28 protein-coding genes are annotated in these 24,467 nt (G+C 71.6%); 15 read left to right on the top strand and 13 right to left on the bottom strand.

Annotated features, from left to right (window positions below; genetic code table 11):
* The first annotated feature begins 21 nt into the window (after positions 1-21).
* From AB0B63_RS03370 to AB0B63_RS03360, 3 genes are read left to right on the top strand one after another with little or no spacing between them, the layout of a single operon-like run.
* Positions 22-870 carry an ABC-2 family transporter protein gene (locus AB0B63_RS03370; protein ID WP_357014237.1) on the top strand — a complete coding sequence of 283 codons (849 nt, stop codon included), beginning with the start codon at positions 22-24 and terminating at the stop codon, positions 868-870.
* On the top strand, positions 863-1,705 hold the full coding sequence (locus AB0B63_RS03365) for an ABC-2 family transporter protein (protein ID WP_307799479.1): 843 nt from the start codon (positions 863-865) through the stop codon (positions 1,703-1,705). The genes AB0B63_RS03370 and AB0B63_RS03365 overlap by 8 nt, the downstream gene beginning before the upstream one ends.
* On the top strand, positions 1,702-2,682 hold the full coding sequence (locus AB0B63_RS03360; RefSeq protein WP_357014235.1) for an ATP-binding cassette domain-containing protein: 981 nt from the start codon (positions 1,702-1,704) through the stop codon (positions 2,680-2,682). The genes AB0B63_RS03365 and AB0B63_RS03360 overlap by 4 nt, the downstream gene beginning before the upstream one ends.
* Before the next feature lie 170 nt (positions 2,683-2,852).
* Here the strand turns inward: AB0B63_RS03360 and AB0B63_RS03355 are convergent, their stop codons facing one another.
* The 3 genes from AB0B63_RS03355 to nadA all read right to left on the bottom strand — a co-directional run bounded on the left by AB0B63_RS03355 (position 2,853) and on the right by nadA (position 6,381).
* On the bottom strand, positions 2,853-3,497 hold the full coding sequence (locus tag AB0B63_RS03355) for a DUF3043 domain-containing protein (protein WP_357014233.1): 645 nt from the start codon (positions 3,495-3,497) through the stop codon (positions 2,853-2,855).
* A gap of 89 nt (positions 3,498-3,586) precedes the next feature.
* A complete protein-coding gene (gene murA / locus AB0B63_RS03350) occupies positions 3,587-4,942 on the bottom strand; it encodes a UDP-N-acetylglucosamine 1-carboxyvinyltransferase (protein WP_208568735.1) in 1,356 nt (451 codons plus the stop codon).
* A 239-nt stretch (positions 4,943-5,181) separates the two neighbouring features.
* Positions 5,182-6,381 carry a quinolinate synthase NadA gene (gene nadA / locus AB0B63_RS03345; protein WP_357014231.1) on the bottom strand — a complete coding sequence of 400 codons (1,200 nt, stop codon included), beginning with the start codon at positions 6,379-6,381 and terminating at the stop codon, positions 5,182-5,184.
* A gap of 95 nt (positions 6,382-6,476) precedes the next feature.
* Here nadA and AB0B63_RS03340 point away from each other — a divergent pair, with 95 nt between their 5' ends.
* The 4 genes from AB0B63_RS03340 to AB0B63_RS03325 all read left to right on the top strand — a co-directional run bounded on the left by AB0B63_RS03340 (position 6,477) and on the right by AB0B63_RS03325 (position 10,005).
* Positions 6,477-7,613, top strand: a complete 1,137-nt coding sequence (locus AB0B63_RS03340; protein WP_357014229.1) for a glycerate kinase — start codon at positions 6,477-6,479, stop codon at positions 7,611-7,613.
* A gap of 228 nt (positions 7,614-7,841) precedes the next feature.
* Entirely contained in the window at positions 7,842-8,210 is a 369-nt protein-coding gene (erpA, locus tag AB0B63_RS03335; protein WP_091237771.1) for an iron-sulfur cluster insertion protein ErpA, read from the top strand.
* 320 nt (positions 8,211-8,530) lie between these two features.
* Positions 8,531-9,508, top strand: a complete 978-nt coding sequence (locus AB0B63_RS03330; RefSeq protein WP_208568732.1) for a carbohydrate kinase family protein — start codon at positions 8,531-8,533, stop codon at positions 9,506-9,508.
* Complete coding sequence (locus AB0B63_RS03325) at positions 9,505-10,005, top strand: ATP-binding protein (RefSeq protein ID WP_357014226.1); 501 nt, start codon at positions 9,505-9,507, stop codon at positions 10,003-10,005. The genes AB0B63_RS03330 and AB0B63_RS03325 overlap by 4 nt, the downstream gene beginning before the upstream one ends.
* Positions 10,006-10,163: 158 nt before the next feature.
* On the opposite strand, the gene AB0B63_RS03320 is transcribed toward AB0B63_RS03325, so the two are convergent.
* Complete coding sequence (locus AB0B63_RS03320; RefSeq protein WP_357014224.1) at positions 10,164-10,373, bottom strand: DUF397 domain-containing protein; 210 nt, start codon at positions 10,371-10,373, stop codon at positions 10,164-10,166.
* A gap of 18 nt (positions 10,374-10,391) precedes the next feature.
* Positions 10,392-11,240 (bottom strand): helix-turn-helix transcriptional regulator, encoded by an 849-nt coding sequence (locus AB0B63_RS03315; protein WP_208568729.1) that lies wholly within the window; start codon positions 11,238-11,240, stop codon positions 10,392-10,394.
* Positions 11,241-11,344: 104 nt separating this feature from the next.
* Here AB0B63_RS03315 and AB0B63_RS03310 point away from each other — a divergent pair, with 104 nt between their 5' ends.
* Positions 11,345-11,665, top strand: a complete 321-nt coding sequence (locus AB0B63_RS03310; protein ID WP_357014221.1) for a hypothetical protein — start codon at positions 11,345-11,347, stop codon at positions 11,663-11,665.
* A 128-nt stretch (positions 11,666-11,793) separates the two neighbouring features.
* Here the strand turns inward: AB0B63_RS03310 and AB0B63_RS03305 are convergent, their stop codons facing one another.
* Both AB0B63_RS03305 and AB0B63_RS03300 read right to left on the bottom strand, forming a co-directional pair.
* A complete protein-coding gene (locus AB0B63_RS03305) occupies positions 11,794-12,003 on the bottom strand; it encodes a sulfurtransferase TusA family protein (RefSeq protein WP_357014413.1) in 210 nt (69 codons plus the stop codon).
* 116 nt (positions 12,004-12,119) lie between these two features.
* Positions 12,120-13,271, bottom strand: coding sequence for an aminotransferase class V-fold PLP-dependent enzyme (locus tag AB0B63_RS03300; RefSeq protein ID WP_357014219.1), 1,152 nt, complete (start codon positions 13,269-13,271; stop codon positions 12,120-12,122).
* 171 nt (positions 13,272-13,442) lie between these two features.
* Here AB0B63_RS03300 and coxB point away from each other — a divergent pair, with 171 nt between their 5' ends.
* Together coxB and AB0B63_RS03290 are read left to right on the top strand one after the other, a co-directional pair.
* Positions 13,443-14,414 carry a cytochrome c oxidase subunit II gene (coxB, locus tag AB0B63_RS03295; RefSeq protein WP_357014217.1) on the top strand — a complete coding sequence of 324 codons (972 nt, stop codon included), beginning with the start codon at positions 13,443-13,445 and terminating at the stop codon, positions 14,412-14,414.
* Positions 14,415-14,424: 10 nt separating this feature from the next.
* Positions 14,425-14,853: a cytochrome c oxidase subunit 4 gene (locus tag AB0B63_RS03290; protein WP_208568725.1), complete on the top strand. Its 429-nt coding sequence runs from the start codon at positions 14,425-14,427 to the stop codon at positions 14,851-14,853.
* Positions 14,854-15,054: 201 nt separating this feature from the next.
* Here AB0B63_RS03290 and AB0B63_RS03285 read toward each other — a convergent pair whose 3' ends face one another.
* From AB0B63_RS03285 to AB0B63_RS03265, 5 genes are all read right to left on the bottom strand, one after another.
* Entirely contained in the window at positions 15,055-15,465 is a 411-nt protein-coding gene (locus AB0B63_RS03285) for a VOC family protein (protein ID WP_357014215.1), read from the bottom strand.
* A gap of 127 nt (positions 15,466-15,592) precedes the next feature.
* On the bottom strand, positions 15,593-15,799 hold the full coding sequence (locus AB0B63_RS03280) for a hypothetical protein (protein WP_357014213.1): 207 nt from the start codon (positions 15,797-15,799) through the stop codon (positions 15,593-15,595).
* Positions 15,800-16,025: 226 nt separating this feature from the next.
* Positions 16,026-17,072 carry an anthranilate phosphoribosyltransferase gene (gene trpD / locus AB0B63_RS03275; protein ID WP_357014211.1) on the bottom strand — a complete coding sequence of 349 codons (1,047 nt, stop codon included), beginning with the start codon at positions 17,070-17,072 and terminating at the stop codon, positions 16,026-16,028.
* A gap of 86 nt (positions 17,073-17,158) precedes the next feature.
* Positions 17,159-17,554, bottom strand: a complete 396-nt coding sequence (locus AB0B63_RS03270) for a hypothetical protein (protein WP_208568721.1) — start codon at positions 17,552-17,554, stop codon at positions 17,159-17,161.
* Between the two features lie 175 nt (positions 17,555-17,729).
* Positions 17,730-18,698, bottom strand: a complete 969-nt coding sequence (locus AB0B63_RS03265; RefSeq protein WP_357014411.1) for a cytochrome c oxidase assembly protein — start codon at positions 18,696-18,698, stop codon at positions 17,730-17,732.
* A gap of 126 nt (positions 18,699-18,824) precedes the next feature.
* Between AB0B63_RS03265 and AB0B63_RS03260 the strand changes: the two genes are divergently transcribed.
* The 5 genes from AB0B63_RS03260 (at position 18,825) to AB0B63_RS03240 (ending at position 24,011) form a co-directional block, all read left to right on the top strand.
* On the top strand, positions 18,825-19,424 hold the full coding sequence (locus AB0B63_RS03260) for a heme-copper oxidase subunit III (RefSeq protein WP_067314692.1): 600 nt from the start codon (positions 18,825-18,827) through the stop codon (positions 19,422-19,424).
* 72 nt (positions 19,425-19,496) lie between these two features.
* Entirely contained in the window at positions 19,497-20,330 is an 834-nt protein-coding gene (locus AB0B63_RS03255; RefSeq protein WP_208568719.1) for a cytochrome c, read from the top strand.
* Positions 20,331-20,397: 67 nt separating this feature from the next.
* On the top strand, positions 20,398-21,483 hold the full coding sequence (locus tag AB0B63_RS03250) for a Rieske 2Fe-2S domain-containing protein (protein ID WP_208568718.1): 1,086 nt from the start codon (positions 20,398-20,400) through the stop codon (positions 21,481-21,483).
* A complete protein-coding gene (locus AB0B63_RS03245) occupies positions 21,480-23,105 on the top strand; it encodes a cytochrome bc complex cytochrome b subunit (RefSeq protein ID WP_357014207.1) in 1,626 nt (541 codons plus the stop codon). The genes AB0B63_RS03250 and AB0B63_RS03245 overlap by 4 nt, the downstream gene beginning before the upstream one ends.
* Positions 23,106-23,333: 228 nt before the next feature.
* Positions 23,334-24,011 (top strand): DUF4142 domain-containing protein, encoded by a 678-nt coding sequence (locus tag AB0B63_RS03240; protein WP_357014205.1) that lies wholly within the window; start codon positions 23,334-23,336, stop codon positions 24,009-24,011.
* 66 nt (positions 24,012-24,077) lie between these two features.
* Here the strand turns inward: AB0B63_RS03240 and AB0B63_RS03235 are convergent, their stop codons facing one another.
* Entirely contained in the window at positions 24,078-24,365 is a 288-nt protein-coding gene (locus AB0B63_RS03235) for an Lrp/AsnC ligand binding domain-containing protein (protein WP_208568715.1), read from the bottom strand.
* Between the last annotated feature and the right edge of the window lie 102 nt (positions 24,366-24,467).

The raw sequence follows: 24,467 nt of genomic DNA, 5'->3' as shown, positions 1-24,467 counted from the left end.
CTGCGGAAGGAGGGTAGCGGCGTGGGCTCGGTCACCGCCACTGTGGCACCTGCCACGAGCGCAAACGTTACCCGATGGTTCCGGACATTCGGGGCTTTATCCCGGGCCGGCTTCCGTCGTTACTCCACCTACCGGCAGGCGGCCGTGGCCGGTGTCGTGACCAACACCGTGTTCGGCTTCCTGCGCTGCGCGGTGCTGCTGGCCGCCGCCGGTTCCGGGACCGTCGGCGGGTACGACCGGGCCCAGCTCGCCACCTTCGTCTGGGTGGGGCAGGGGCTGCTCGCCGTGGTGCTGCTCTGGGGCTGGAGCGACCTGGCCGACCGGATCCGCACCGGTGACGTGGCCGCCGACCTGCTCCGCCCGGTGCACCCGGTGACCAGCTACCTCGCCACCGACCTGGGTCGGGCCGGCTACGCGGCGCTGGCCCGGCTGCTGCCGCCGGTCCTGGTGGGGCCGTTGTTCTTCGACGTCTACCTGCCGTCCCGGTGGCCCACCGTCGGGCTCTTCGTGGTCTCCGTGGTGACCGCCGTGGTGCTCTGCTTCGGTTGCCGGTTCCTGGTCAACGCCACCGCGTACTGGTGGCAGGACGCGCGGGGTCCGTTGCTGCTGTGGACCCTCGGGTCGGGGGTGCTGGCCGGGCTCTACTTCCCGTTGCGTTTTCTGCCGGAGTGGCTGCAACTGGTGCTGTGGTGTGGCACCCCGTTCCCGAGCCTGCTGCAGACCCCGCTGGACGTGCTGGTGGAGCGGGATCCGCCGGCCGTCCAGGTCGGCCTGGTCGCGCTCCAGCTCGGCTGGGCGGTGCTGGTGCTGGCCGCCTGCCGGCTGGTGCAGCGGCGGGCCGAACGTCGGCTGGTGGTGCAGGGTGGTTGAGCAGGGGGTGTGCACCGGCGAGGCGGTCCGGCCGGGTGGGACGTTGCGGGCGTACCGGGCGCTGCTCGGGGCGCAGGCCCGGTCGCAGACGGCGTACCGGGCATCGTTCCTGCTGGACCTGCTGGGCAACGTGGGGGCCACCGTGTTCGACGTGGTCACCGTCCTGGTGATCTACGGGGTGACCCGGGAGTTGGGCGGGTTCACGCTGCGCGAGACGCTGGTGATGGTGGGGCTGTCGGCCAGCGCCTTCGCGGTGGCGGACCTGCTGGTCGGCAACATCGAGCGGCTGCCCACCCACGTGCGGACCGGCCTGTTCGACGCGGTGCTGCTGCGCCCGCTCGGCGCGCTGCCCCAACTGCTGCTGATGAACCTGCCGCTGCGCAAGGTGTCCCGGGGCGTGTTCGGGGTGGGCGTGCTGGTGGTGGCGCTGACCTCGGCCGGGATCGACTGGACGCCGGCCCGGGTGGCGTTGGCGGTGGTCGCCCCGCTGGCCGGGGTGGTCTTCTTCGGGTCGCTCTTCGTGGCGACCGCCACCGTGTCGTTCTGGTGGGTGGACTCCGGTGAGCTGGCCAACTCGGTCACCTACGGCGGGCGGGACTTCACCACGTACCCGGTGACCATCTTCGACGGGTGGTTCCGGGCCGCCTTCGCGTACGGCCTGGGGTTCGCTTTCGTCAGTTACCAGCCGGCGCTGGCGCTGCTGGGCCGCGCCGACCCGCTCGGCCTGCCGTCGTGGGCCGGCTGGGCGGCGCCGGCGGTGGCGCTGGTCGCCGCCGCGCTCGCGGCGACGGCCTGGCGCACCGGCATCCGCCACTACCGGAGTACGGGGTCATGAGCGTCATCGAACTGGACGGGCTACGCAAGGAGTTCACGGTACGGGTGAAGGTGGGCCGGCTACGCCGGGAGAAGCGGACGGTCACCGCCGTGGACGGCATCGACCTGCGGGTGGAGCAGGGCGAGATGCTCGGCTACATCGGCCCGAACGGGGCGGGCAAGTCGACCACCCTGAAGATGCTCACCGGGGTGCTGAGCCCGTCGGCGGGTCAGGCCCGGGTCTGCGGCCTGCGCCCGGTCGCCGACCGGACCCGGCTGGCGCTGCGCATCGGGGTGGTCTTCGGCCAGCGGTCCCAGTTGTGGTGGGACCTGCCGCTGGGCGACTCGTTCGACCTGCTGCGCCACCTCTACCGGGTGCCCGCCGCCGACCACGCCGCCCGGCTGCGCCGCTGTCGTGACCTGCTCGACCTGGACGCCTTCCTGGACACCCCGGTGCGGCAGTTGTCGCTGGGGCAGCGGATGCGCGGCGAGTTGACCGCGGCGCTGCTGCACGGCCCGCAGGTGCTCTTCCTCGACGAGCCGACCATCGGGCTGGACGTGGTGAGCAAGCAGGCGGTCCGGGGGTTCCTCGCCGAGTTGGGCCGGGCCGGCGACACCACGCTGGTGCTGACCACCCACGACCTGGCCGACATCGAGCGGCTCTGCGCCCGGCTGGTGGTGGTCGACCACGGCCGGGTGGTGCACGACGGTTCGATCGCCGCCCTGCACGCCCGCTACGGTTCCCGCCGGCTGGTCGTCGCCGAGTTGGACACCCCGTTGCCGACGCCGCCGCAGCCGGTGGGGGCGCCGCTGCACCGGGTCGAGGCCGACGGCCGCCGGTTGGTCTACGCGTTGGAGTCGGCGGGGGTGGCGGAGGTGGTCTCCGCGCTGGCCGGGCTGGCCGCGCTGCGTGACGTCTCGATCGTCGAACCGGACATCGAGGACGTGGTGGCCCGGCTCTACCGCAGCCCGGCCCCCGACCCGCGCCGCCCGTCGTGACCGGTCCCGGACCGGCCCCGCTCCCGCCCGCCGTCCCGAGCACCGGACGCGACGACGGCTACCGGACACGACCACGGCTACCGGACGCGACGACGGCCGCCGGACGCGACGACGGCTACCGGACACGACGACGGCCCCGCCACCGGGGCGGGGCCGTCGGGTGACGTCGGTCAGATCGGGTCGCCGATGTTCACCCGGGGTGCCGGGGCGCGCATCCGGCGGAAGGTGATCGACCGCATGATCGCGTAGAGGTAGAGCGAACCCATCCGCTCACCGCTGTTGGGGTGGCGCTCCCGCACCAGCTTCTTGATCCGGCGGGAGATCAGCACCGAGTCGATCACCACGCCGAGCGCGAGCGCCCCCCACACGACGTTGGAGGCGAGCCGGATCGCCTGCGGCATCGCGGCGTTCGACCCGATCAGCACGATCAACGCGCCACCGAAGAACCAGGTGCCGATCGTCCGCCGCGAGTCGACGACGTTGCGGGCCAGCAGCCGCTCCGGCCCCCGGTCCCGGGGGCCGCCCTCGCGGCGGAACTCGGCGGCCGCCTCGGTGCGCGCCTTGCGGCGCTGCTCCCGGGCTTCCTCCTTGGTCAGCGGCCGGGTCGGACCGGCCGGCCGGCGGCCGGCGACCGGCCGTTTCGGGGTCTCGACGCCCAGTTCCTTCTTGCTCGGGGTGTAGCCCCGGGGGCGTGCGGCGGATGGCTCCTCGGTCACCACCGTGGCGGTGGCGGAGGAGTCGGAGTCGGCGGACTTGCGGCGAAACAGCGACGGCACGAGGTGAAGGGTAGCCACCCGACGGCGCCCGGTGCACATCACGGGTGCACCGGGCGCTCGGTGGAGCGGGTCGAACGGGCCCACGGGGGCCGTCGGGTGGCGGTCGGGGCCGCCGGGGGGACGGTCGGTTACGGCCGTTCTACGTGCGCGCCGAGGCTGGCCAGCTTGGCCTCGAAGTCCTCGTAGCCCCGGTTGATCAGGTCGACGCCGTACACCCGGGAGGTGCCCTCGGCGGCGAGTGCCGCGATCAGGTGGCTGAACCCGGCCCGCAGGTCCGGGATGACCAGGTCGGCGGCGTGCAGCTTGCTCGGGCCGGCGATCACCGCGGAGTGCTTGAAGTTGCGTCGGCCGAACCGGCACGGGGTACCGCCGAGGCAGTCCCGGTAGACCTGGATGTTGGCGCCCATCGTGTTCAGCGCCTCGGTGTAGCCCAGCCGCTGCTCGTAGACCGTCTCGTGGACGATCGACAGGCCCCGGGCCTGGGTCAGCGCCACGACGAGGGGCTGCTGCCAGTCGGTCATGAAGCCGGGGTGCACGTCGGTCTCCAGCGCCACCGCGTTCAGCTCACCGCCGGGGTGCCAGAACCGGATGCCGCCCTCCTGGCCCGGGTCGCTGAGCTTCGGCGGCCGGGCGTCGGTGACCTCGTACTCGCCGCCGACGGAGCGGAAGATGTTGAGGAAGGTCATCATGTCGGCCTGCTGCGCGCCGAGCACCTCGACGTGACCCCGGGTGGCCAGCGCCGCCGCCGCCCAGCTCGCCGCCTCGATCCGGTCCGGGATCGGCCGGTGGCTGTAGCCGTGCAGCCGCTTGACACCCTGGATCTCGATCACCCGGTCGGTGTGCACCTTGATGATCGCGCCCATCTTCTGCAGGATGCAGATCAGGTCGATGATCTCGGGCTCGACGGCGGCGTTACGCAGCTCGGTGACGCCCTCGGCCATCACCGCGGTCAGCAGCACCTGCTCGGTCGCGCCGACGCTCGGGTACGGCAGGGCGAACTTCGTGCCGTGCAGCCCGTTGGGTGCGGACAGGTGCAGACCCTCGGGGGTCTTCTCCACCGTCGCGCCGAACTCGCGCAGCGCCTGGAGGTGGAAGTCGATCGGGCGGGGGCCGATGTGGCAGCCGCCCAGGTCGGGGATGAACGCGTGGCCGAGCCGGTGCAGCAGCGGGCCGCAGAACAGGATCGGGATCCGGCTGGACCCGGCGTGCACGTTGATCTGGTCGGTGCTGGCGCTCTCGACGTTGGACGGGTCGAAGACCAGCTCGCCGTCCTCGGTGCCGTCGGTCACCTTCACCCCGTGCAGGCCGAGCAGCCCGCGGACCACCTCGACGTCACGGATCTTGGGGACGTCGAACAGCCGGCTGGGCGAGTCGCCCAGCAGGGCCGCGACCATCGCCTTGGAGACCAGGTTCTTCGCGCCGCGCACGCGGATCCGCCCTTCGAGCGGGGTACCTCCGTGTACGACCAGGACGTCGTCCGTCAACGCAAACCTCCAGCGCGTGTCGGGTGGTGCGGGGTGAGTCGATGATGGGGCATGCTGTCCAGCTGTCCGGTACGAGCTGTCCAGCTACCCGGGACGGGGCCGGCTCAAAACGGTCCCCGTGGTACGTCGCCCCGGCAGCATAGCCCTCCGTGACGAAATAGGAATCGGTCACCGCACGGGTTACGGAACGAACCGGCGAATCCGGTACGTTCCCGTACCTCGGCGGTGACCGTAGGTGATCAGGTTGCGGCGGGCGGCGGGGTGTCGGCACCCGGCAGCGCGAGCATCTGGTCCAGCGCCACCCGGGCGTGGTGCGCGGTGTCCGCGTCGACGGTGATCTGGTTGACCACCCGGCCGGCGACCAGCTCCTCCAACGCCCAGACCAGGTGCGGCAGGTCGATCCGGTTCATCGTGGAGCAGTAGCAGACCGCCTTGTCCAGGAACATGATCTGCTTGTCGGGGTGGGCCAGCGCCAGCCGGCGGACCAGGTTCAGCTCGGTGCCGACCGCCCACGCCGAGCCGGCCGGTGCCGCCTCGATCGCCTTGATGATGTACTCCGTCGAACCGACCTGGTCGGCGGCGGTGACCACCTCGTGCCGGCACTCCGGGTGCACCAGCACGTTGACCCCGGGCACCCGGGCCCGGACGTCCTGCACGCTGTCCAGGGTGAACCGGCCGTGCACCGAGCAGTGCCCGCGCCACAGGATCATCTTGGCGTCGCGCAGTTGCTCGGCGGTGAGCCCACCGTTCGGCTTGTGCGGGTCGTAGAGCACGCAGTCGTCGAGCGAGTAGCCCATCTCCAGCACCGCCGTGTTGCGGCCCAGGTGCTGGTCGGGCAGGAACAGCACCTTCGAACCCTGCGCGTACGCCCAGTCCAGCGCCCGCTTGGCGTTCGACGAGGTGCAGACCACACCACCGTTGCGGCCGACGAAGCCCTTGATGTCCGCCGAGGAGTTCATGTACGTCACCGGGACGGTGTCCGCCGCGACGCCCAGGTCGGTCAGCACCTCCCAGGCCCGCTCGACCTGCGACAGCACCGCCATGTCGGCCATCGAGCAACCGGCCGCCAGGTCGGGCAGGATCACCCGCTGCGCGTCGGTGGTGAGGATGTCCGCGCTCTCGGCCATGAAGTGCACGCCGCAGAAGACGATGTACTCCGCGTCGGGGCGGGCCGCCGCCTCCCGGGCCAGCTTGAACGAGTCGCCGGTGACGTCGGCGAACTGGATCACCTCGTCGCGCTGGTAGTGGTGGCCGAGAACGAACACCTTCGTGCCCAGCGCGGCCTTCGCCGCCGCCGCCCGGGCCACCAGGTCCGGGTCGCTCGGCGCCGGCAGGTCTCCCGGACACTCCACGCCACGCTCGGTGGCGGGGTCGCTGCCGCGGCCGAGGAGCAGCAGCGCGGTCGCCGTGTTGGAGGGTTCCACCCAGGTCGAAGTCACGTCCTCATGGTCCCACAACGGGGCGTTCGCACGACCGCTGCCGGTGTGGGCTGCCACACTGCCCCCGCGCCGATGTGGCCTGCCACACTCTGGGCATGCGTGTGCTGCTCTGTCCCGACAAGTTCGCCGGCACCCTGGAAGCGCCCGAGGTGGCGGCCGCCGTCGCCGCCGGCTGGCGCGAGGTGGACGACGCCGGCGAGCTGCTCATCCGTCCCCTCGCCGACGGCGGGCCGGGCTTCGTCACGGTGCTCGCCGACGCCCTTGACGGGCGGCGGTTGCCGGTCCCCACGGTCGACCCGCTGGGCCGGCCCGTCACCGGTGAGATCCTGCTCACCGCCGACGGTGTCGGCTACCTGGAGAGTGCCCAGGCCTGCGGGCTGCACCTGCTGGCCGCCGCCGAGCGGGACCCGAAGGCCGCCACCTCGTACGGCCTCGGCGCGCTGGTCGCCGCCGCCGTGGAGCACGGGGCCCGGACGGTGGTGATCGGGCTGGGCGGCTCCGGCACCAACGACGGCGGGGCCGGCCTGTTCACCGCGCTCGGCGCGACCCCGCTCGACGACGCCGGCCGGGCCCTGCCGTACGGCGGTGCGGCGCTGACCGCCGTCGCCGCCCTCGACGGCGTCCCCCGACTGCGCGGGGTGACCCTGGTCGCCGCCACCGACGTGGACAACCCGCTGCTCGGCCTGCACGGCGCGAGCAACGTCTACGGTCCGCAGAAGGGCGCCGACCGGGCCGACGTGTTGCTGCTCGACGCCGCACTGGAGCGGTGGGCGGCGGTGCTGGAACGGGACCTGCCCGGCTGCCCGCCCGGCCTGGGCACGCTGCCCGGTGGCGGCGCGGCCGGTGGCCTCGGCGCGGCGATCCTGGCCCTCGGCGGGCGCTGCGAATCCGGCATCGACCTGGTCAGCCGGGCGATCGGGCTGGAAGCCGCGCTGGACGACTGCGATCTGGTGATCACCGGGGAGGGATCGTTCGACCACCAGTCGCTGCGCGGCAAGGTGGTCGCCGGGGTGGCCGGGGCGGCCCGCGACCGGGGGGTGCCCTGCGTCGTGCTGGCGGGTCGGGTGAGCACCGGCCGGCGGGAGGCCGCCTCCGCCGGGGTGACCGAGGCGTACAGCCTGGTGGACCACTTCGGTGGTGAGGAACGCGGCGGGGTGGCGGCGGCGATGGGCCGGCCCGCCGAGGGGCTGCGGGCGCTCGGTGCCCGACTGGCCCGCCAGTGGAGCCGCTGACCGGACCACCGGGGTGGGCCGGACACCGGGGTACGACCGACTCACACGTGCGCCGGGTGGGCGCGGGCGGGTGGGGGTGGTGCGGGTGGCCTGGAGCGGCGATCACGCCGGCCGGGTGGGGTCGGCCGGGGCGGCGTACCATCGAAGCTGGACCAAACCGGGAATCACTGGGCGACGCGTGCTGTTGACCAGGGTGTCCGGACCCATACCGCGCAGGGAGATTTCCACGTGACCACGCCAGCGCAGACCGACTCGACCGAGGCCCAGGCCCCTACTTCCGTCGTCCTCACCGACGTCGCGGCGCAGAAGGTCAAGGCCCTGATCGAGCAGGAAGGCCGCGACGACCTGCGGCTCCGGGTCGCGGTGCAGCCGGGTGGCTGCTCCGGCCTGCGGTACCAGCTCTTCTTCGACGAGCGTTCGCTCGACGGTGACGTCGTCACCGACTTCGACGGTGTCGGCGTCGTCGTCGACCGGATGAGCGCCCCCTACCTGTCCGGGGCGACCATCGACTTCGCCGACCGGATCGACGCCCAGGGCTTCACCATCGACAACCCCAACGCGGGCAGCTCCTGCGCCTGCGGCGACTCGTTCAGCTGAGTCGCGACCGTCGCCGTCGACGGGGCCGCCCCACCACGGGGCGGCCCCGTCGTGTGTCCGGCAACCTCTCCGGGCGCGCTGTCGGTGTAGCCGAGCCCACCGGTGGTGAGCCCGCCGACGTGGCTGCCCGGTTCCGATGCCGAGGCGGTGCCGGTCGCGGTGGCCGGGCTGCTCGTGCCGACGTGCTCGGTGGCATGGGGTTGGCCGGCGTGTGGCGGGCGGATGAGCAGGTGGTGGCCGGTGCCCGTCCGACCGTCGACCGTCGTTCGCGCGCGACCGGTAGGCTGACCCGCGCCGTGCTCCCGACCCCGAGGGTTGACATGAAGATCGCCGTGACCGGCTCGATCGCGACCGACCACCTGATGAGCTTCCCGGGTCGCTTCGCCGACCAGCTCATCGCCGACCAGTTGCACAAGGTGTCGCTCTCCTTCCTGGTGGACGACCTGGTGTTGCGCCGGGGCGGGGTGGCCGCCAACATCGCCTTCGGCATGGGGCAGCTCGGGCTGAGCCCGATCCTGCTCGGCGCGGTGGGTGCCGACTTCGCCGACTACCGTTCCTGGCTGGAGCGGCACGGCGTGGACTGCGACTCGGTGCACGTCAGCGAGGTGGCGCACACCGCCCGTTTCGTCTGCACCACCGACACCGACATGTGCCAGATCGCCTCGTTCTATGCCGGTGCGATGAGCGAGGCCCGCAACATCGAGCTGGGCCCCGTCGCGGACCGGCTCGGCGGCCTCGACCTGGTCCTGGTCAGCGCGAACGACCCGGAGGCGATGATCCGGCACTCGGCCGAGTGCCGGGACCGCGGCTACGCCTTCGTCGCCGACCCGTCGCAGCAGCTCGCCCGGATGGACGGCGACGACGTGGTCGCACTGATCGACGGCGCCGAGTACCTGATGACCAACGAGTACGAGAAGTCGCTGCTGCAGAGCAAGGCCGGCCTCACCGACGCCCAGCTCCTGGAACGGGTGAAGGTCCGGGTCACCACCCTCGGCAAGGACGGCGTGGAGATCGCCACCCGGGACGGGGAGTCGTTGCGGGTGCCGATCGTCCGGGACGCGCGGGCCGTCGACCCCACCGGCGTCGGTGACGGCTTCCGGGCCGGTTTCTTCGCCGCCCTGTCCTGGGGCCTCGGCCTGGAACGTGCCGCCCAGGTCGGTTCGCTGCTGGCCGCCCTGGTCCTGGAGACCGTCGGCACCCAGGAGTACGACGTGCGCCGCGACGTGTTCGTCAAGCGGCTGGCCGAGTCGTACGGGGACGCCGCCGCCCAGGACGTCCGGCCACACCTGGTGCCGTGACGCAGCTCCTGGTCGTCTTCGCCGGTCTGCCGGGGGTGGGTAAGAGCACCATCGCCCGGCAGGTCGGCGTGGCCCTGGGTGCCCCGGTGCTGCCTGTCGACCCGATCGAGCGGGCACTGGCCCGGCACGGGCTGACCGGCCCCGGCACGGGCCTGGCCGGCTACGACGCGTTGGCCGGGCTGGCCGAGGTGCAGCTCGGGCTGGGCACCGGCGTGGTGGTCGACGCGGCGAACCCGGTGGCCGGCGCGCGAGGGCTCTGGCTCGACCTGGCCGCGCGGTCCGGGGTGCCACTGCGGCTGATCGAGGTGCACTGCGGTGACGAGGCGGAGCTGCGTCGCCGGGTCGATGCCCGGCACGCCGCCGACCCGCACGCTCCGACCTGGGAGCAGACCCGGCAGCGTGGCGCGGAGTACGAACCGTTGATCGGCCCCCGGCTGGTGGTCGACACCGCCATCGCGATCGATCCGCTCCCGGCGCTCCTGCGTTACCTCACCTGATCTCGACCGACTGGCTGTCCCGATCCCGGTCTGCGCACCTGGCTGTCCCGATCCCGGTCTGGGCCCGGCTGTCCCTGTCCCGGTCTGGGCACCTGGCGGGCGGCTGTTGGGGTTGGCGGCTGATTTCGTTAAGGCCGCCCGCCTTGCTCCGGGCGAGGTCAGCCGGCCTGACCGGGGGAGCGGGCCGGGGTGGCGGCGACGAACGCCGACCACTGGCGGGCGGGAAAGATCAGTACCGGGCCGGACGGGTCCTTGCTGTCCCGCACCGCCATCCGGTCAGGCAGCACGGCGCACTCGACGCAGTCGCCGTTGTTGGCGCTGCGGCTGCTGGTGAACCAACGGGCGGTGGCGAGGTCGGGGGTGCGCACGGTGGCCTCCGAGGGGCGCTAGGCCGCGCCGGCCAACTCCCTGATCAACGCGCGCGACTCGGCGGGCGAGAGGGCGACCTGGCGCAGGTTGTCTGCCACCATGCTATAGGTGCGTACCCCGTCGGGGTCCTGCACGTACATCGCCCCGTCGAGCACCTCGGTGTAGGCGATCGGGCGCACGTTGGCGAAATCCAGCAGGACGAACTTGCCCAGTGGCGTCGCGGCGTGCGGGCCGTCCTCGGGGCGGAGCACCTGCACGGTGACGTTCGGCAGCTCGGACATGGTGGCCAGGTGCCGGAGCTGTGCCCGCCGGGTCTCGTCGCCGTTGACCCGTAGCCGCAGCGCCGCCTCGCCGATCACCGCGTGCAGGGTGAGCGGGTCGTCGTCGGTGAGCCGCCGGGCCCGGGTCTGCCGGAAGGACACGAAGCGTTCGGCGTGGTCGGGGCGGACGAATCCGGTGCCCAGGGTCAGCGCCTGGGCGTACTCCTCGGTCTGGAGCAGGCCGGGGATGACCATCGACTCGAACACGAACGCCCCGTCGGCCAGCCCTTCCAGCCCGACGTACGTCTTGAACCAGTCCGGCATCACCGCGGCCCAGGGTGCCCACCAGGTCTTGGCGTCGGAGCGGCCGGCCAGCGTGGTCAGCCGGTCGATCGCGGGCTGGTCGGCCCCGCAGGCGCGGAGCACGGCCGCGATGTCCTCGGGAAACTGCTGGTAACGGCCGGTCTCCATGTGACCGAGCTTCGGCTTGCCGATGCCGGTGCTGGCCGACAGCTCGGTCAGCGTCATCGGTGCCTCGCGGCGATACCGACCCAGCTCGGCACCGATCAGCCAGCGCAGCGCCGAGGGATCTGTCCGCCTGCCCATGTATCGCCTCCACCACTGTGTACCGACGAGAACATCATGCCGTCGAGTCTTCCAAAGAGCAACCATGGGAGCTATACGTATAGCAACAACTCTTGGAGGTGGTCATGCCTGACCCCGCACCGCTCGGCACGCCCGAGGAGTTCCACCTGATGCTCGTCGACCTGGCGAACGAGTTCGCCCCACGCCGGTTCGCGCTCTGCGAGGAGTACGGCGACCGCCTCGACGGCGGGGTCTTCGCCTGGGGCGTGGCATTCCCGGACGGCGCCCTGCTGCGCCACGACGGGAGAACGTCGACCGGGCACTTCGCCACCGCCGAGAGCGCGTTGCGGCTCTTCACCCGCACCGGCCGCCGCCTCCGCCTGATCTGGATCGACACCACCACCCCTGTCGATCATGGAGTTGTGGTGCCTTCGAAACGGCATTAATGCCGCAGATCGTCCACCATAACTCCATGATCGACGGAGCGGAGCAGGGTGGGGCAGGGCAGGGTGGGGCGGGGTGGGTTGGGGTGGAGTGGGTTGGGGTGGAGCGGGAGTGGGCGGAGCGGGGTGGGTCAGTGGGTGCGGCGTACCTCGTAACCAGGGCCGTCGGAGATGGCGGTGACGAACTGCTGGGCGCGCATCCGGCACCAGGCGGGGATGTCCACGGCGGCGGCCGGGTCGTCGGCGAGGACCCGCAGCACCGCGCCGACGGGCAGCTCAGGCAGCCGGCGGGCCAGCGCGATCACCGGCAGCGGGCAGCGCTGCCCCCGACAGTCCAGCACCTCGACCGGCCCCGCCCCGTCGTCGCCCGCCCCGGTTGGCCCTGCCCCGTCGTCGCCCGCGCCGGTCGGAGGGATGTCCGGGCCGGGCGGGGGGCTGTCCGGGCCGGGCGGGGTGGTCACAGGCCCACCACGCCGGCGTCGGCGCGCAGCTCGGCGACGATCCCGGGCAGTTCGGCGAGGAACCGCTGGACGTCGGCCTCGGTGGTCTCCCGGTGCAGCGAGACCCGGACGTTGCCGTGCGACAGCACCCCCATCGCCTCCAGCACGTGCGACGGGCGCAGCGTCGAGGAGGTGCAGGAGGAGCCGGAGGAGACGGCGAAGCCGCGCCGGTCCAACGCGTGCAGCAGCACCTCGCCGTCGACGTACAGGCAGGAGAAGGTGACCAGGTGGGGGAGCCGGTCGACGGGGTCGCCGACGACCTCCACGTCCGGCACCTCGGCGGCGACCCGGGCCCGGATCAGGTCCACCAGCGGGGTCAGCCGGGCCGCCTCGGCCGCCGCGTCGGCCGCCGCAGCGCGCAGGCTCGCCGCCGCCGCCACCACCGCCGGCAGGTTCACCACCCCGGGGGTACGTCCGAACTCCCGCTCGTCGGCCGGCCACGGCGATTCCCAGCGGGTGCCCTTGCGGACCACGAGCAGCCCGACGCCGGGTGGGCCGCCCCACTTGTGCGCGCTGGCGGTCAGCACCGACCACCCGTCCGGCACCGGCACCCGGCCGACGAGCTGGGCCGCATCGACGTGCAGCGGCACCCCGACGGTGGCGCAGGCGTCGGCGGCCCCGGTGACCGGCTGCACGGTGCCCACCTCGTGACTGGCCCCGATCAGCGTCGCCAGCGCCACCCCGGGGGAGCGCACCGCCGCCGACCAGGCGGTCAGGTCGAGCCGGCCGAGCCGGTCCACCGGTACGGAGGTCGCGGCCCCACCGGCCGCCACGTGCCGCTGCGCGGCGTGCAGCACCGCCGAGTGTTCGATCGCCGAGTGGACAAGCGTGTCGCCGGTGCGCTGCCGACCGGCCAGGCCGCCGAGCACGGCGGAGTGCGCGGCGTGCGTACCGCTGGGGGTGAAGGAGACCTCGTCGGGGCGGACGCCGAGGGTGCCGGCGGTGGCCTCGCGGGCGGCGTCGAGGAGTTGGGCGGCCCGGCGGGCCCGGCTGTAGAGGCGGGCGGGGTCGGCCCAGCCGTCGTCGAGGGTCGCCAGCAACGCCTGCCGGGCGACCGGGTGCAGCGGCGCGGCAGTGGCCGCGTCCAGGTAGACCGGGTGGGCACTCACGGCTGACGACGCTATCGCGTCGGGATGGCCACGATCCCCCCGATGGGGTCGGACAGCGACCCCAAGACGGTCGAGCCCGCCATGGTCGAGTAATCTGCGACCGTCGGTGACGCCTTTGCCGTCGGTGCTGATGGAAAGCCCCACCGCGGCGCGCTAGGGAGGCAGGACCAGGTGGTCGCAAGGAGTTCGGAGGTACGGCCGTCGGCCGTACGGCACAGCGCTTCCCCCGGAGCCGGTGAGCGTCGGCGGCGTGGTGCTGGCCGGCTCGCCGGGCTCGGTCTCGGCGGAGCTGCGCTGCTGGTTCTGCTCACCGGGTGTGACGTCGGCCGCTCGGTCGACGGCTTCGGCTGGCCGCAGGGCGGCATCACCCCCGAATCGCACCGGATGTACGACCTGTGGATCGCCTCCTGCATCGCCGCCCTGGCGGTCGGTGTCTTCGTCTGGGGCCTGATCTTCTGGTGCGTGGTGCGCTACCGCAAGCGCGGCAACGAGCTGCCGGTGCAGACCCGCTACAACCTGCCGATGGAGTTCCTCTACACCATCGCGCCGATCCTGATCGTGTCGGTGCTCTTCTACTACACGGCAGTGGTCCAGACCGACGTGGTGCGGACGACCAAGAACCCCGACGTCACCGTCGAGGTCGTCGCCTTCAAGTGGAACTGGCAGTTCAACTACCGCGACGGCCAGGGCACCGAGGCCAACACCGTGGCGTCGGTGCTGGGCACCAGCGAGGTCATCCCGGTGCTGGTGCTGCCGACCAACCGGTCCATCCGGTTCGAGGAGACCAGCCGCGACGTCATCCACTCCTTCTGGGTGCCGGAGCTGCTGTTCAAGCGCGACGTGATGCCCGGCAAGATCCGTAACGTGTTCGAGGTCTCCAAGCTGGAGTCCGAGGGGGCGTACGTGGGCCGCTGCGCCGAGCTGTGCGGCAGCTACCACGCCTTCATGAACTTCGAGCTGCGGGTGGTCTCCCCGGAGGCGTACGACCAGTTCCTGGCGGCCAAGCGGGACGGCAAGTCGACGCAGGAGGCGCTCACCGCCATCGGCCAGGACCCGTACGCGAAGACCACCCAGCCGTTCGACACCCGGCGGACGAAGGACAACTTCAACCCGGACGACGCGTCCGCGGGCGCGGGAAACTGAGGTATCCGGCATGAAGACCGAGTGGCGCATCTTCCTCATCATCGCCGGGTTCCTCCTCGGCGCGACGATCCTCTACGGCGCCTGGACGTACGGCGACTCCGGCGGTCAGGTCGAGTGGGTCGGCACGGTGGCCCTGCTGCTGTCCTTCCTGCTCTGCGCGATGTGCGGCGGCTTCTTCTGGTTCGTCTCCCGCCGTATCGACCTGCGCCCGGAGGACCGGCCGGACGGCGAGATCGCCGACGGCGCGGGCGAGATCGGCTTCTTCAGCCCCGGCAGCTACTGGCCGTTCGGCCTCGCGCTGGCCGCCGCGGTCGCCGGCCTGGGCCTGGTGTTCTGGCAGTTCTGGCTGCTCGGCCTTGGTCTGGTGCTGGTCATCGTCACCGCCTGCGGCCTGCTCTTCGAGTACTACTCCGGCACCCGTCGCACCGCCGAGCACTGACCCACCGGCCTGCTCGCGGCGAGCCCCGTTCGCCGCGTCAGCGCCCGGAGAGCCATCCGACAGGCCCGCCTGCCCACCCGGGAGGCGGGCCTGTCGTCGTTGGGCGGGTGATCGACTCCAGGGGGCCGAAGTCGCGGTGTCCCCGGCGGGCTGATGCCGCTGTTTCGGCTCGGCCTGGGTGGATCAGGCCGGCTGGGTGGATCAGGCCGGCTCGGGCCAGACGGGTCCCTGGTCGGTCCAGGTGACACCCTTGTTGCGGCAGAGGCAGAAGGGGTGACCGACCGGGTCGGTGTAGACCCGCCATCCGTAGCCTTCGGGGCCGAGGAAATCCTGCGCCAGGGTCGCGCCGAGGGCCAGGACGCGAGCCTGCTCGGTCTCGATGTCATCGACCTCGAAGTCGAGGTGGAACTGTTTGGGATGCTCGCCGTCGGGCCACTGCGGGGCGCGGTAATCCGTCACCCTGATGAAGGCCAACTCGATCTCGCCGAACCGGATGCCGGCCCAGTCCCCGTCACTGCCCTCCCTGACCGGGCGACCCGTCACCGCGGCGTAGAAGGCCGCCAGCCTCATCGTGTCCGGGCAGTCGATGATGAAATCCGTGAGTCGGAGCATCCGGTGATCCTGCCACGCAACTGAGCAGGCCGGATCTCCCGACAGGACCAGGGAACCGGCGGTGCCCGGTAGGGGTCGGGCCGCGTGGCGGCCGGTAGGGGTCGGGCCGCGTGGCGGCCGGCAGAGGTCAGGCCGCGTGACGGCCGGCTGACGGGCGGCGGCGACGGTCGGCCAGGCGGGCGGGCTGGAAGGCGAAGGTGGCGATCAGCACCGCCGTGCCGCAGCCGGTGCAGAGCAGCTCGGGGCAGTCGGCACCGTGGCCGTCGGTGCATGGCGGCATCTCGAACGGCTGAACGCCCTCGCAGGTGTCGCAGTAGAGCTCGCGGTCCGACACGGGCGTCTCCTCTCGTTCCGGAACCCGCCGATGGACATCGCCGCCATCACCGGAAACGGAAAATTACTCCCATGTAGTTTCCCACGCCCCTCCGACACTTCCCCGCCAGCCCCGCCAGCCCATGTCCGGCACACCGCTCGGCCCGGGGGAGCGGGCCGGGCTGAACGGTGGGTCAGAGCAGCCCGGGCAGAGCGGCGGGTCAGAGCGGGCCGCGCTGAACGGTGGGTCAGAGGGAACGGGCGACGTCGACCCAGCGGTCCAGGACGGCCGCCGCCGCCCCCGAGTCGACGGACTCGGCCGCCCGGGCCATGCCGGCGCGTACCGCCTCGGTGAGGTCACCGTCCAGCGGAGTCTGGGTGGCGAGCGCGACGGCCGCGTTGACCAGGACGGCGTCGCGGACCGGACCGGTCTCGCCGGCCAGCAGCCGGTGGGCCACGGCGGCGTTGTGCGCGGCGTCACCGCCCCGCAGGTCGGCCAGGGTGGCCCGGGGTACCCCGAGGTCGGCCGCGTCCAGCACGGCCTCCCGGACGGTGCCCTGCTGGGCCACCCAGACCCGGGTCGGCGCGGCGGTGGTGAACTCGTCCAGGCCGTCCTCGCCGCGCATCACGATCACCGAGTCGCCCCGACGGGCGAAGACCTCGGCCATCACGGCGGCCATCCGGGCGTCGAAGCAGCCGACCGCGCCGGCGTGCGGCCGGGCCGGGTTGGTCAGCGGGCCGAGGAAGTTGAACGCGGTCGGCACGCCGATCTCCCGGCGGACCGGGCCGGCGTGCCGGTACCCGGGGTGGAACCGGGGCGCGAAGCAGAAGCCGATGCCGGCCTCGGTCACGCACCGGGCCACCTGCTCGGGGCCCAGATCCAGCGGTAGGCCGAAGAACTCCAGCAGGTCGGCGGTGCCGCACAGCGACGAGGCGGCCCGGTTGCCGTGCTTGACCACCGGTATGCCGGCACCGGCCACCACCAGTGCGGTCATGGTCGAGATGTTGACCGTGTGGGCGAGGTCACCCCCGGTGCCCACCACGTCGACCGCGGTGCGCCGCAGCTCCTCCGGCAGGGTCACCGGCACCGAGTTGTCGAGCATCGCCTCGACCAGGCCGGCCAGTTCGGCCGGGGTCTCACCCTTGGCGCGCAGGGCGACCGCGAAGCCGGCGATCTGCGCCGGGCCGGCGGCACCGGCCATGATCTCGTTCATCGCCCAGGTGGTGTCGGCGGTGGACAGCTCGTCGCCGCGCAGCAGCGCGTTGAGCAGGTGCGGCCAGGTCCGTTCGCCCATGATGGGCCTCCCGAGCGGGCGTGGGGTGCGGGTGGACGGGTGCGCCCGTCACCCCGGGCGCCTGGGCGCCGCCGTGTGCTGCTGAGTCAGGCGGCGGCGTGCGTACGCAGCAGCTCGGCGACCGTGGTGCCGGTGGTCACCGGGTCGAGCGGGTGCATCAGCACGCCGTCGACCTGCGCGTAGGAGGCGAGCCATCGGTCGGCGGCCCGGGCGATGACCACGCAGGTGGGCGGGGCGTCTTCCCGGTCGTCCTTGATCTGGCGGGCGATGCCGATGCCGCCGCCGGGGCTGGCCTCGCCGTCGAGCAGCATCAGGTCGATCTCATAGTCGTCGACCAGCCGGACGCAGCCGAAGTAGTCGGACGCCTCGACGAACTCGATCGTGATCCCGGGGGCGGGACGGGTGCCGACGGCCAGCCGCATCCGGTCCCGGACCTGCGCGTCGTCGCTGTAGAGCAGGACGGTGCAGAGACGCTCGCTCATGCCGACACTCCGCTTCGCTCCGTGCCGTGATGAGGCACCGTCGCACTGAGCCTGACTCGCTCGCTGCGCTCACTCATGGGCTGTACTCCTCGTTGCTGCCGTTGATCGTACCGGGCGGTGTGGCGTACCCGACATCCCGCCTGCCGACCCTGGGCCGACCGGGTGTCGCGGCAGCTCAGGATGGGGTTCCGGGGGCCGCGGCCGGGGTGGCGGCGGCCTCGGCGGCGCGGTCGCGGGCCTCCTGCCGGTCCAGCTCGCGATCGACCCGGCGGGCCTCCCGCTCGGACTGCTTCACCCACTGCACCACCAGCACCGCGAGCATCGTCACGCTGACGAATTCCCCGCCGGCCCACAGGACGCCGCCGGCGACCACCTGGTCGTTCCACGGGTCGGACCAGGCCAGGTTGAGCGACGGGTACCAGTCGCCGCCGAACAGGGTGGTGCTCTGCATGATGGTGAGCCCGAGCACGGTGTGGAACGGCACCGACAGCAGCATCAGCAGCGCCCGCGCCGGGTACGGCCAGCGGCCGGGCAACGGGTCCAGCCCGAGCAGCGGCCAGAAGAACACGCAGCCGGTCATGATGAAGTGCGCGTGCACCAGCTCGTGCGCCCAGGCGTGTTCGAGGGTGTAGCGGTACAGGTCGGTGAAGTAGAGCGCGAACGGGTTGACCACGAAGATGGCGAACGCCACCAGCGGGAAGCTGTAGATCCGGGCGATCCGGCTGTGCACCACCGCCAGCAGCCGTTTGCGCGGGCCGACCGGCAGGGTGCGCAGCGCCAGGGTGATCGGTGCGCCCAGGGCCAGGAAGATCGGGGAGACCATCGACAGCACCATGTGCTGCACCATGTGCACCGAGAGCAGGGCGGTGTCGTAGGCGTGCAGGCCGCTGACCGTGACCGCGGCGATGCCGCCCAGGCCCGGCCCGAGGAAGCAGACGGTACGTACCACCGGCCAGCGGTCGCCGCGCAGCCGGAGCCGGTGGACCCCGTAGAGGTAGAGGCCGGCGGCGAGGACCAGGCCCAGGGCGAGCCAGCTGTCCAGCCGGGTCTCGGTGAAGACCCGGGTGATGTCGAACGGCGGCGGTACCTCGACGCCGCCCGCCGCGAGGCCGGTGGGCGGGGCCGTCGAGGTGGCGGCGAAGATCGAATCGACGTGCAGCACGCTTTTCAGGCTAGGCCAGGCGAACCGGACCGCCACGATCGGGCCATCCCTCACCCGGGTTTGGCCCCCCGCTGATCGCCCGCCCCGGTCAAGGGCAATAATGACCGCGTGACTGCGGCCCCAGCCATTGACAAGAGCCGGATCCACTCTCTGACGCGGCCCAACATGGTCAGCGTCGGGACGATCGTGTGGCTCTCCAGCGAACTCATGTTCTTCGCGGCGCTGTTCGCGATGTACTTCTCGATCCGTGCGGCGGCGCCGGAGCAGTGGGAGAAGCACACCGAGGTACTCAACATCCCCTATGCGACCACCTTCACGGTGATCCTGGTGCTGTCCTCGGTGACCTGCCAGCTCGGTGTCTTCGCGGCCGAGAAGGGTGACGTCCACGCCCTGCGGCGCTGGTTCACGCTCACCTTCGTGATGGGCCTGATCTTCGTGCTCGGCCAGGCGAACGAGTACCTGACCCTGGTGCACGAGGGCGTGAAGATCAACGAAGACGGTTACGGGTCGATGTTCTACCTGACCACCGGCTTCCACGGCCTGCACGTGACCGGCGGTCTCATCGCCTTCATCATCTTCATGATCCGCACGACCATGGGCCGCTTCACCCCGGCCCAGGCCACGTCGGCGATCGTCGTGTCGTACTACTGGCACTTCGTCGACGTCGTGTGGATCGGGCTCTACGCCATGATCTACTGGCTTCAGTGATCTTGGCGTGTCACGTTCCGCGCCGCTGCTCCGTCCCCTGAGACAAGGTCCAACCGGTTAAGGACACAGGTCATGACTTCTGACAACGACCGCCGACGCGGTCTGCTCGCGCGCCTGCGCGGGCGGCCCGCGGCGCGCAGCAGGGGCCGCCGCCGGCTGGGCGCGGCGTTCCGGCTGATCGCCGCGTTGACGCTGGCCGGCGGCGCCTACACCGTCTTCGCCCCCGGCGTGCAGGCGCAGGAAAACCCGCCGCTGACCGGTGCCGCAGCCGAGGGTCGGGCGCTGTTCGACGTGAGCTGCGTGACCTGCCACGGCCGCAACGCCCAGGGCGTCGAGGGTCGTGGCCCGAGCCTGATCGGTGTCGGCTCCGCCTCGGTGGAGTTCCAGGTCAGCAGCGGTCGGATGCCGATGGCCCGGCAGGAGGCGCAGGCCATGCGCAAGCCGCCGGTCTTCACCGACGAGCAGGTCCGCCAGCTCGGCCAGTACATCCAGGAGCTCGGCGGCGGCCCGCAGGTCCCGCAGGGCAACCTCCGCGAGGGCGCCAACCTCGCCACCGGCGGCGAGCTGTTCCGGATCAACTGCTCGCAGTGCCACGCCTTCGGTGGCGGCGGCGGCGCGCTCTCCTCGGGCAAGTACGCCCCGAGCCTCGCCCCGGCCAGCGACGCGCAGATCTACGCCGCGATGCTCAGCGGCCCGCAGAACATGCCGGTGTTCGGCGACAACCAGATCACCCCGGAGCAGAAGGCGGACATCATCGCCTACATCCAGGAGTCCCTGAAGGCCGACCAGGACCAGGGTGGCTTCAACCTCGGCCGGTACGGCCCGTCCACCGAGGGTCTGGCGATCTTCCTGGTGGGCATCGTCGCGCTGGTCTTCGCGAGCCTGTGGATTGCGGGCAAGTCGTGACCGAGCGGATCGTCAACAGCATTGCCGTGGTGCCGTGCGCCGGCACCGCCCGTAGCGAGGTGACGGCATGAGCACCCAGACCGAGCAGCACGCCCCGCAGGGTCGGGAGCCGCTCGACGTCCACGACCCCCGGCTCTCCCGGTTCGACATCGTCACCGAGGGCGCCCGCCGGGACGACATCGAGATCGTCCACTACGAGGAGCAGGTCGTCCCGGGCAGCAAGGCCGAGCGCCGGCTGACCCGTACGGTCGCCGCGATGTTCCTGCTCACCGGCCTGGCCGCCACCGCGTTCCTGGTCGTCTACATCTGGTGGCCCTGGGAGTACGAGCCGGGCCGCGGTGGTGACAAGTGGTACACCCCGCTGCTCGGCCTCACCCTGGGTGTCGCCCTGCTCGGCATCGGCTTCGGCATCCTCACCTGGGGCAAGAAGCTGCTGCCCAAGGAGGTCTCGATCCAGGACCGGCACGACGGTCCCGGGTCGGCGGAGGACCGGAAGATCACCGGCGAGACGATGCTCTACCTCGCCGACGAGATGGGGGTACGGCGTCGTCCGCTGCTCGGTGTCTCGCTGGTCGCCGGCCTGCTGCCGGTCGGTGCGGTCGCGGCGGCCCCGCTGGTCGGTGGCCTGATCTCCAACCCGCACAAGAACAACCAGATGTTCACCACCGGGTTCGCGCCGGCCGACGGCAAGAAGATCCGGCTGGTCCGCGAGGACGGCCGGCCGATCCGGCCCGCCGACGTCAGCACCGGTGGTCAGCTGACCGTCTTCCCCGGCATCGAGCACGGCGTGAGCAACAAGCACGCCGACTCGCCGACGCTGCTGATCCACCTGCGGGAGTCCGACGCGGAGAAGTCCCGGCAGGCCAACTCGCGGGTCGGTCACGGTGACTACATGTGGGGCAACTACGCGGCGTACTCCAAGATCTGCACGCACGCCGGCTGCCCGGCGAGCCTGTACGAGCAGCAGACCAACCGGCTGCTCTGCCCGTGTCACCAGAGCCAGTTCCTGATCACCGACAACGCCCGCCCGGTCTTCGGCCCGGCGAGCCGGCGGCTGCCCCAGCTGCCGATCGAGGTGGACGAGGAAGGCTTCTTCGTGGCGAAGTCCGACTACACCGAAACCGTCGGCCCCGACTTCTGGGAGCGGCCATGAAGCGCCGAAAGTTTGACGTAGCAGCGGTGCCGGGCAAGGCCGCCGGGGGAGTGGACGACCGCTTCCAGGTCGCCACCCCGTTGCGCAAGCTGCTCAACAAGGTCTTCCCGGACCACTGGTCGTTCCTGCTCGGCGAGATCGCGCTCTTCTCGTTCGTCGTGCTGCTGCTGACCGGCGTCTTCCTGACCTTCTTCTACGAGCCGGCGATGACCGAGGTGGTCTACAACGGCAGTTACGCCCCGCTGCGGGGCACCCCGATGTCCGCCGCGTACGCCTCCAGCCTGGACATCTCGTTCGATGTCCGGGGTGGCCTGATCATGCGGCAGATGCACCACTGGTCCGCGCTGCTGTTCATGGCCGCGATCGTGGTGCACATGATGCGGGTCTTCTTCACCGGCGCGTTCCGCAAGCCGCGGGAGACCAACTGGATCATCGGGTCGCTGCTGTTCTGGGTCGGCTTCCTCGCCGGTTTCTCCGGCTACTCGCTGCCGGACGACGGCCTGTCCGGCACCGGCCTGCGGATCGCCTCCGGCATCATGCTGTCGATCCCGGTTGTCGGCTCCTGGGTCACCTCGTCGATCTTCGGTGGCGAGTTCCCCGGTGAGATCATCATCAGCCGGTTCTTCATCGCCCACGTGCTGCTCATCCCGGGTCTGCTGGTCGCGTTGATCAGCGCCCACCTGGGCCTGGTGTTCAAGCAGAAGCACACCCAGTGGCCCGGCCCCGGCCGGACCAACGACAACGTGGTCGGCGAGCGGATGTTCCCCCGCTACGCGCTCAAGCAGGGCGGCTTCTTCATGGTCGTCTTCGGCGTGATCGCGCTGATGGGCGGCCTGTTCCAGATCAACCCGATCTGGTACTTCGGCCCGTACGAGGCGTGGGTGGTCTCGGCCGCCAGCCAGCCCGACTGGTACGTCATGTTCCTCGACGGCTCGACCCGACTGATGCCGGCCTGGGAGATCAACATCCCGATCGGCAACGGGTACGTCATTCCGCCGCTGTTCTGGCCGACGGTCGTCCTGCCCGGCATCCTGGTCGGCCTCTCCACGCTCTATCCGTTCGTGGAGGCCCGGCAGCTCAAGGACTACCGGCACCACAACCTGCTCCAGCGGCCCCGGGACGTCCCGGCCCGGACCGCGGTGGGCGCGATGGCCGTCGCCTTCTACATCGTGCTGACCCTCTCCGGCGCGAACGACGTGATCGCCGACAAGTTCCACATCAGCCTGAACGCGATGACCTGGGCGGGCCGGATCGGCCTGCTGATCGTCCCGCCGGTGGCGTACTACGTCACCTACCGGATCTGCCTCGGGCTCCAGCAGCACGACCGGGAGGTGCTGGCCCACGGCGTGGAGACCGGCATCATCCGCCGCCTGCCCGACGGCCGGTTCGAGGAGGTCCACCAGCCGCTCAGCGCCGGTGACGGCCACGGGCACGGCGAGTTGGACTACGTCGGCTGGGTGGTGCCGAAGAAGATGAACCGGCTCGGGGCGCTCGGCCCGGCGATCCGGGGCTTCTTCTACCCGATCGAGAAGCCGGTCGAGGCACCGGTCTCGCCGGGGCACCCGCCGGTGGAACCCCGCCCGGAGCGGGAGGAGATCGGCAGCGGAGATTCCCGCCGCTGACCTGCCCGTACCACTCGACCGAGGCGCCCGCCGGAGGATTCCGGCGGGCGCCTCGTCCGTATCCCCGGCCCGCCTCGTCCGTTTCCGCTGCGGTCCGGTGGGGGCGTGCGATGCGGTGTCCGTTTTCCGGCCGGCGGGCCGGCGCGGTCGGACCCCAACGGGTGGAAAGCCAGGATTAACCCTCGCCAGTCGGGTATCCGTGCGGTCCACCGAAAACGGGGAGGGAACATGTTGGGTATCAAACGCCTGGGACTGCTGGCCACGCTGGCGGTGGTCGGCCTGGCACCCGCGGCTGCCGCGCAGGCCGCCGCGCAACCGTCGGCGCAGGACACCCAGTACCTGCAGGCGGTGCACCAGGTCAACCTGGCGGAGATCGTCACCGGGAACCTGGCCCAGAAGAAGGGGCAGAACGAGCAGGTCAAGCAGTTGGGGCAGCAGTTCGTCACGGATCACACCCAGCTCGACCAGACGGTGCAGAGCACCGCGCAGCAGCTGAACGTGACCCTGCCGAACGCGCCGACAGCCGATCAGCAGAAGGTGATCGACAAGCTCAACGGCCTCAAGGGCGCCGCGTTCGACAAGGCCTGGGTGACCGCTGAGCTGGCCGGTCACGTGCAGGCCATCCAGGCCACCCAGACCGAGATCTCGCAGGGCTCCGAGCAGTCGGTGGTCCAGTTGGCGCAGGACGCCCTGCCGGTGTTGCAGGCGCACTACGACGCGCTGGTGGCCCTGGCCCAGGAGTTGGGCATCCCGGTCCCGCAGACCAGCGCCAGCGGCACCGCGAGCCCGGGTGGCAGCGGTACGCCGGCACCGGGTGGCACGACCGGGTCCCCGACCCCGGGCGGCGGCACGGAGTCGCCGGAACCGGGCGGCACCACCGAGACGCCCGTTCCGGACAACAGCTGACGTCTCGTACCACCTGATGGTGGCCGGTCCCCAGGGGCCGGCCACCGTCGTCTGTCCGGGCGTCGGTCAGTCGGCGCTGGCCAGGCCGATCGCGAACGCCTCCTCCAGGTCGTGCTGGGAGTACGCGCGGAAGGCGATGTGCGACTCGGTGTTGAGCACCCCGGGCACCTTGGAGATGCTGCCGGCGATGACCTGGGCGATCTGCTCGAACTCCCGGACCCGGACGATGGCGATCAGGTCGACGTGCCCGGCCACCGAGTAGACCTCGCTGACACCGGGCAGGTTGGCCAGGTTCTCGGCCACCTCGGGGATCGAGTCGGTGGCGCAGTCGATCAGGACGATCGCGGTGATCACTGGACGCTTCTCCGTTCGTCGTGCCGGGCGCGACGCCGGCCTGGTGTCGTCGACCATGCTAGTGCCGCCCTCGCCGCCCGCGGGCTGCCCTCCGGTGGACCC

The organism is Micromonospora sp. NPDC049081 (genome assembly GCF_040648835.1).
GTDB lineage: Bacteria > Actinomycetota > Actinomycetes > Mycobacteriales > Micromonosporaceae > Micromonospora > Micromonospora antibiotica.
The sequence above is the reverse complement of the archived record's forward strand: the minus strand, read 5'-3'. Positions and strand labels throughout refer to the sequence as shown.

What these genes read in the sequence shown, in the direction of transcription:
- AB0B63_RS03360 (WP_357014235.1), top strand. Translation starts at nt 1,702, where the DNA reads ATGAGCGTCATCGAACTGGACGGGCTACGCAAGGAGTTCACGGTACGG.
- AB0B63_RS03355 (WP_357014233.1), bottom strand. Translation starts at nt 3,497, where the DNA reads ATGTGCACCGGGCGCCGTCGGGTGGCTACCCTTCACCTCGTGCCGTCG.
- AB0B63_RS03340 (WP_357014229.1), top strand. Translation starts at nt 6,477, where the DNA reads ATGCGTGTGCTGCTCTGTCCCGACAAGTTCGCCGGCACCCTGGAAGCG.
- AB0B63_RS03330 (WP_208568732.1), top strand. Translation starts at nt 8,531, where the DNA reads ATGAAGATCGCCGTGACCGGCTCGATCGCGACCGACCACCTGATGAGC.
- AB0B63_RS03315 (WP_208568729.1), bottom strand. Translation starts at nt 11,240, where the DNA reads ATGGGCAGGCGGACAGATCCCTCGGCGCTGCGCTGGCTGATCGGTGCC.
- AB0B63_RS03310 (WP_357014221.1), top strand. Translation starts at nt 11,345, where the DNA reads ATGCCTGACCCCGCACCGCTCGGCACGCCCGAGGAGTTCCACCTGATG.
- AB0B63_RS03290 (WP_208568725.1), top strand. Translation starts at nt 14,425, where the DNA reads ATGAAGACCGAGTGGCGCATCTTCCTCATCATCGCCGGGTTCCTCCTC.
- AB0B63_RS03285 (WP_357014215.1), bottom strand. Translation starts at nt 15,465, where the DNA reads ATGCTCCGACTCACGGATTTCATCATCGACTGCCCGGACACGATGAGG.
- trpD (WP_357014211.1), bottom strand. Translation starts at nt 17,072, where the DNA reads ATGGGCGAACGGACCTGGCCGCACCTGCTCAACGCGCTGCTGCGCGGC.
- AB0B63_RS03270 (WP_208568721.1), bottom strand. Translation starts at nt 17,554, where the DNA reads ATGAGCGAGCGTCTCTGCACCGTCCTGCTCTACAGCGACGACGCGCAG.
- AB0B63_RS03255 (WP_208568719.1), top strand. Translation starts at nt 19,497, where the DNA reads ATGACTTCTGACAACGACCGCCGACGCGGTCTGCTCGCGCGCCTGCGC.
- AB0B63_RS03250 (WP_208568718.1), top strand. Translation starts at nt 20,398, where the DNA reads ATGAGCACCCAGACCGAGCAGCACGCCCCGCAGGGTCGGGAGCCGCTC.
- AB0B63_RS03245 (WP_357014207.1), top strand. Translation starts at nt 21,480, where the DNA reads ATGAAGCGCCGAAAGTTTGACGTAGCAGCGGTGCCGGGCAAGGCCGCC.
- AB0B63_RS03240 (WP_357014205.1), top strand. Translation starts at nt 23,334, where the DNA reads ATGTTGGGTATCAAACGCCTGGGACTGCTGGCCACGCTGGCGGTGGTC.